General features: G+C 72.6%; 7 protein-coding genes, 2 tRNA genes and 1 pseudogene. 4 read left to right on the forward strand and 6 right to left on the reverse strand.

Annotated elements, in window-relative coordinates:
* The 5 genes and pseudogenes from NWP09_RS11565 to NWP09_RS11585 form a co-directional block, all read right to left on the reverse strand.
* A pseudogene (locus tag NWP09_RS11565) lies at positions 1-319 on the reverse strand (hypothetical protein); the annotation flags it as partial.
* A gap of 93 nt (positions 320-412) precedes the next feature.
* Positions 413-485, reverse strand: a tRNA-His gene (locus NWP09_RS11570).
* A gap of 70 nt (positions 486-555) precedes the next feature.
* Positions 556-1179, reverse strand: a complete 624-nt coding sequence (gene orn, locus NWP09_RS11575; protein WP_258275660.1) for an oligoribonuclease — start codon at positions 1177-1179, stop codon at positions 556-558.
* A gap of 9 nt (positions 1180-1188) precedes the next feature.
* On the reverse strand, positions 1189-1851 hold the full coding sequence (locus NWP09_RS11580; RefSeq protein ID WP_258275661.1) for an HAD family phosphatase: 663 nt from the start codon (positions 1849-1851) through the stop codon (positions 1189-1191).
* A gap of 32 nt (positions 1852-1883) precedes the next feature.
* Positions 1884-1956: transfer RNA gene (locus tag NWP09_RS11585), tRNA-Arg, on the reverse strand.
* 59 nt (positions 1957-2015) lie between these two features.
* Between NWP09_RS11585 and NWP09_RS11590 the strand changes: the two genes are divergently transcribed.
* Together NWP09_RS11590 and NWP09_RS11595 are read left to right on the forward strand one after the other, a co-directional pair.
* Positions 2016-2690: a DedA family protein gene (locus NWP09_RS11590; protein WP_309137117.1), complete on the forward strand. Its 675-nt coding sequence runs from the start codon at positions 2016-2018 to the stop codon at positions 2688-2690.
* Positions 2691-2784: 94 nt separating this feature from the next.
* Positions 2785-3348, forward strand: coding sequence for a YceI family protein (locus tag NWP09_RS11595; RefSeq protein ID WP_258275662.1), 564 nt, complete (start codon positions 2785-2787; stop codon positions 3346-3348).
* A gap of 68 nt (positions 3349-3416) precedes the next feature.
* On the opposite strand, the gene NWP09_RS11600 is transcribed toward NWP09_RS11595, so the two are convergent.
* Entirely contained in the window at positions 3417-3668 is a 252-nt protein-coding gene (locus NWP09_RS11600; RefSeq protein ID WP_258275663.1) for a hypothetical protein, read from the reverse strand.
* A 93-nt stretch (positions 3669-3761) separates the two neighbouring features.
* Between NWP09_RS11600 and msrA the strand changes: the two genes are divergently transcribed.
* Together msrA and NWP09_RS11610 are read left to right on the forward strand one after the other, a co-directional pair.
* Positions 3762-4286 carry a peptide-methionine (S)-S-oxide reductase MsrA gene (gene msrA, locus NWP09_RS11605; protein ID WP_258275664.1) on the forward strand — a complete coding sequence of 175 codons (525 nt, stop codon included), beginning with the start codon at positions 3762-3764 and terminating at the stop codon, positions 4284-4286.
* A 76-nt stretch (positions 4287-4362) separates the two neighbouring features.
* Positions 4363-4854, forward strand: a complete 492-nt coding sequence (locus tag NWP09_RS11610) for a single-stranded DNA-binding protein (RefSeq protein ID WP_258275665.1) — start codon at positions 4363-4365, stop codon at positions 4852-4854.
* The last annotated feature ends 159 nt before the right edge of the window (positions 4855-5013 follow it).

Below are 5013 nucleotides of genomic sequence, written 5' to 3' on the forward strand. Positions count from 1 at the left end.
AGGCGGAGGCCGCCGGCTCGGGCGGGGCGACGAGCAGCGGGACCCCGAGCGCGATCGCAGCACGGCCGCCGAGCGCGTGCGCCGCGGCATCGCCTGCGGGAGCGAGGACGACGAGCGGCGCCGCGTCGAACAGCGCGCGGCTCGTCTCGAGCGCGGCCTCGTGGGCGCTCGGCCCCGCGATCGCGGTGAGCACCGCATCCGGGTCCGTGGTCTCGACAGCCGCGCCGACCTGGGGTTCCGGCTCTCCCGAGCACGCGGCGAGCGCGAGCACGCCCGCGAGGGCGAGCGCGACGAGGCGAGCGGGTCGGGAGCGGAGCACGCGGTCACGGTACGGCGGGCGCAGCTCCCGCGCAGGCAGGCGCACCGGGCGCGGGCAGACAGAAGCCCCCGGGTTCACCGGGGGCTTCGACGGGGTGAGTAACGGGGCTTGAACCCGCGACCTCCTAGACCACAACCAGGCGCTCTACCAACTGAGCTATACCCACCATGTGCGCCAAGCGCAACCAGGACAGTGTACGACATCCGGGCGGTCCCGCACGACACCGCCGCGCGTCGTCAGCCCGGGAGGTGGTCCCCGAAGCCGGAGACGACGTCGGCCGCGATCGCCTGGAGCTCCTCGCTCGAGCGGCCCGGCGCATCCGTGAACACCGCCCGGCGGTAGTAGCGCAGCTCGCGGATCGACTCGAGGATGTCGGCGAGCGCGCGGTGCCCGCCGGCCTTCTCCGGGCTCTGGAAGTAGGCGCGCGGGAACCAGCGGCGCGAGAGCTCCTTGATGCTCGACACGTCGATCGAGCGGTAGTGCAGGAAGCCGTCGAGCGCCGGCATGTAGCGGGCGAGGAACATGCGGTCGGTGCCGATCGTGTTGCCCCCGACCGGCGCGGTGCGCTCGAGCGGCACGAACCGCTGCACGTACTCGAGCACGAGCAGCTCGGCCTCGGCGAGCGAGACGCCGTGCTCGAGCTCGGCGTCGAGGCCGCTCGTCGCGTGCATCTGCCGCACGAAGTCGCCCATCTGGTCGAGCGCCGCCTGCGACGGCTTGATGACGACCTGCAGCCCGGGATCGAGCACCTCGAGCTCGAAGTCGGTCACCACGACCGCGACCTCGACGAGCTCGTCGACCGCGGGGTCGAGGCCCGTCATCTCGCAGTCGATCCAGACGATCCGGTCAGCGGCAGCCACCCGGCGAGTCTACGGGCGCGGCGCGGGGGCTCCGCGCACGAGCGCGAGGAGCTCGTCGGCGTCGATGTCGGCGAGCGTGCCGATCGTGCGCTCGGCGGGCACGGGCGAGGCCGGCAGCTGCGTCGTCAGGAACCAGAGCCGCGCGCCGGCCGCGGTCGCCGAGCGCGCGCCGCTCGACGAGTCCTCGAAGGCGATGCAGGCGGATGCGTCGGCGCCGAGCCGCCGGATCGCGGTCGCGTAGGGCTCGGGGTCGGGCTTCGAGCGCGCGACGTCGTCGGCCGAGATCGCGAACCGCAGCGCCCCGGTCGGCGCGGCCTCGAGCAGCGCTTGGGCGTTCCCCGCGGTCGCGTTCGTGACGAGCGCCGCGGGCACCCCCGCCTCGGCGACGCGCTCGAGCAGCCGGATGCTCCCGGGAAGCCACGGCGTCTCCTCGCGCACGGCCGCCGCGACGCGGCTCGCGATCGTGTCGATGATCGACGCGACCTCCATGCCCGCGCCGCGCTCGCGCATCCGCTCGGCCCACTCGACCATTGGGCGCCCGGTCGTCCAGTGGGCGTCCTCGGTCGACCACTCGATGCGCTGGGAGCGCGCGAACGCGCGCATCTCGGCGTGCCAGATCGGCTCGGAGTCGATGAGCGTGCCGTCCATGTCGAACAGGAGCGCAGCGGTCATGCGCCCAGCCTCGCACGGCGCCGCCCCGCTCGCGCCCCCGGCAGGGATCGAACCTGCGACCAAGAGATTAGAAGTCTCCTGCTCTATCCGCTGAGCTACGGGGGCATGCTGGCGGCATCGGCGATCCTATCGAGCGCTCAGGGCCACAACCGTAGGCTGTCGGGGTGCTCGACCTCCTGACGCAGTCCGCCCAGTCCTCCGACGAGCTCTCCGGCGTCGCCGGGTGGGCGGTGGGGCTCATGGAGACGATCGGCGCGCCCGGCGCGGCGATCGCGATCGCCGCCGAGAACCTGTTCCCCCCGATCCCGAGCGAGGTCATCCTGCCGCTCGCCGGGTTCACCGCCGCCAACGGCGGCTTCACGGTCGCCGAGGCGATCATCTGGACCACCGTCGGCTCGGTCGTGGGTGCCCTCGTGCTCTACCTGCTGGGCCGCCTGCTCGGCCACGAGCGGCTGGCCGCGATCGCGCGGAGGATGCCGCTCGTGCGCGCGAGCGACATCGACAAGACCACGGCGTGGTTCGCGCGTCACGGCTGGAAGACCGTGCTGTTCGGCCGCTTCCTGCCGATCTTCCGCAGCCTCATCTCGATCCCCGCGGGCGTCGAGCGCATGCCGGTCGCGCTCTTCCTCGGCCTGACCCTCGTCGGCTCGGCGATCTGGAACACGATCTTCATCATGATCGGCGTGACCCTCGGCCGGAACTACCACGTCGTCGAGCCCTACATGGACTGGCTCCAGTGGGTCGTCATCGGGCTCGTCGTGGCCGTGCTCGTCGTCTGGGTGGTGCGCCGCGTCCAGCTCAACCGGCGCGAGGGCAAGCACCTCTTCCACGGGGAGTGATCCGCGCCGCCGCGGCGCGCGCGGGAATGGCCGCGCCCGGCGCCACGTTCTTCGAATTCGCACCACTCCCACCACGCACGAGAGGCACCTCCGAATGCTCCAGAACATCCCCGGCTACCAGCCCGGCACCTACGTCATCGACGGCTCGCACTCCAACGTCACGTTCTCGGTGCGGCACATGATGGTCGCGAAGGTCCGCGGCGAGATCGAGGGCCTCGAGGGCACGATCGTGCTCGCCGAGCGGCCGGAGGAGTCGACCATCACGGCGACCGTCGACCCCGCGACGATCAACACGAAGAACGCCGACCGCGACCAGCACCTGCGCTCGAACGACTTCTTCGCGATCGAGGAGCACCCGCAGTGGACGTTCGCGTCGACGGGCGCGCGCGTCGAGGGCGATGACCTGTTCGTCGACGGCGAGCTCACGATGCGCGGCGTGACGCGGCCGGTCTCGCTGCTGCTCGAGTTCGGCGGCATCGGTCCCGACACGTGGGGCAACACGCGCGCCGGCGCCTCGGCACGCACGCGCATCAAGCGCAGCGACTTCGGCATCAGCTGGAACGTGGCCATCGAGACGGGCGGCGTCATGCTCTCCGACGAGGTCGACATCGAGATCGAGATCTCCGCGATCCAGCAGGCGCCGGTCGACGCGGCCTGAGCCGCTTCCACCAGCGTGGCGGGGCCGGGGCGGATGCCTCGGCCCCGCTGGCGTGCGGGACCGGCGGCTCAGGGCCCCGTGAAGCAGGCGAGCGCGTCCTCGAGCGACCAGCCGGAGCCCACGGAGAGCAGCGCCGTGCCGCCCGGGAGCAGGCGCCGCGCCTCGAAGGACCTGCCCGCCGCGCCCTCCGCGAGCGCGATGTAGCCGAGGGTGAGCCCGGATGCGCTCACGACGCGCCAGAGGTCGTCGCGCACCCGGCGGGTGGCGACGTGCGCCGCCTGCGGCGCGGCGCGCCGCTGCGCGGAGGACATGATGGCCATCGGGGCTCCTTCCCGCACACGACGCTACGAGCGGCCACCCACACGCCGCCCCCGCTCACGGCGCGCATAGGCGCGGCGGCTACGCTTCGGAGCATGCAGGAGATCGTGCTCGCAGGTGGTTGCTTCTGGTGCCTCGACGCCGCGTACCGCGTCGTCGACGGGGTGCAGGACGTCGTCTCCGGCTACACCGGCGGATCGGTCCCGCACCCGAGCTACGAGCTCGTGTGCACCGGCACGACCGGGCACGCGGAGGCCGTCAAGGTCGTCTACGACGAGGAGCGGGTGCCGACGAAGGTCGTGCTCGACATGTTCTTCACCATGCACGACCCGCGCCAGCTGAACCGCCAGGGCAACGACATCGGCACGCAGTACCGCTCCGCGATGTTCTACCGCGACGAGGCCGAGCGGCAGCGGTTCGAGGCGGCGATCGCGCGCGCCGGCGAGTGGTGGCCCGGCGAGATCGTCACCGCGCTCGAGCCGCTCGGCGAGTTCTACGACGCGGAGGAGTACCACCAGGACTTCTTCGCCAAGAACCCGACGCAGGGGTACTGCCTCGCCGTGGCGGCGCCGAAGGTGAACAAGATCCGCAGCGGCTTCGCGGAGTACCTGCGCGGCTGAGGGGCGCGCGGGGGTTCTCCACAGACCCGTCCCGCACGCTCTCGGCGGACGAGCGCGCCGGTGCATGCTCACCGGCATGAACGATGCAATCACCGTGGTCGGGTCCCTCGGAGGCGACCCGATCCTGAAGTCCGTCAACGGCGACCAGGTCGCCGAGTTCCGCCTCGCCTGCACCGCACGCCGCAAGGACGGCGAGCAGTGGGTGGACGGCCACACCAACTGGTACTCGATCGAGGCGTGGGGCGGCTTCTCCCGCCACGTCGTCTCGTCGCTCCGCAAGGGCGACGTCGTCGTCGTGCTCGGCCGGCTCAAGGTCGATCAGTGGGAGTCCGGCGACAAGCGCGGCACGAGCGTCAAGATCCGCGCCGACCACGTCGGCCACTCCCTGCGGGTGGGCCCGACGACGCGCGAGCGCCGGAAGCCCGTCGACGCGGCGACCGCGCCCGACGGCACCGACGCGCTCGCCCACGATCCGGCGGACGGCCCGCACGAGCGAGAGCTCGTCAGCCAGACCTCGGGCGGCGCGGCGTGGTCGGCGCCCGGTGCGGACATCGACCCCGCCTTCTGAGCCGTACGCTGGCGGTGTCCGTCGGCGAGGTGAGGGGGTCGCGTGCGCCAGGTGGCAGCGGCTGCGATCCTCGCCGCGCTCGCGCTCGCGCTCGCCGGCTGCTCGGGGACCGAGTCCCAGCCGCAGCCGTCGGCCGCAGCCGGCGGGGCGGCGCCGCCG

It is taken from the genome of Agrococcus sp. HG114, assembly GCF_024723325.1.
In the GTDB taxonomy this organism is placed as follows: Bacteria; Actinomycetota; Actinomycetes; order Actinomycetales; family Microbacteriaceae; genus Agrococcus.

What these genes read in the sequence shown, in the direction of transcription:
- NWP09_RS11595 (WP_258275662.1), top strand. Translation starts at nt 2,785, where the DNA reads ATGCTCCAGAACATCCCCGGCTACCAGCCCGGCACCTACGTCATCGAC.
- NWP09_RS11600 (WP_258275663.1), bottom strand. Translation starts at nt 3,668, where the DNA reads ATGGCCATCATGTCCTCCGCGCAGCGGCGCGCCGCGCCGCAGGCGGCG.
- NWP09_RS11580 (WP_258275661.1), bottom strand. Translation starts at nt 1,851, where the DNA reads ATGACCGCTGCGCTCCTGTTCGACATGGACGGCACGCTCATCGACTCC.
- NWP09_RS11610 (WP_258275665.1), top strand. Translation starts at nt 4,363, where the DNA reads ATGAACGATGCAATCACCGTGGTCGGGTCCCTCGGAGGCGACCCGATC.
- msrA (WP_258275664.1), top strand. Translation starts at nt 3,762, where the DNA reads ATGCAGGAGATCGTGCTCGCAGGTGGTTGCTTCTGGTGCCTCGACGCC.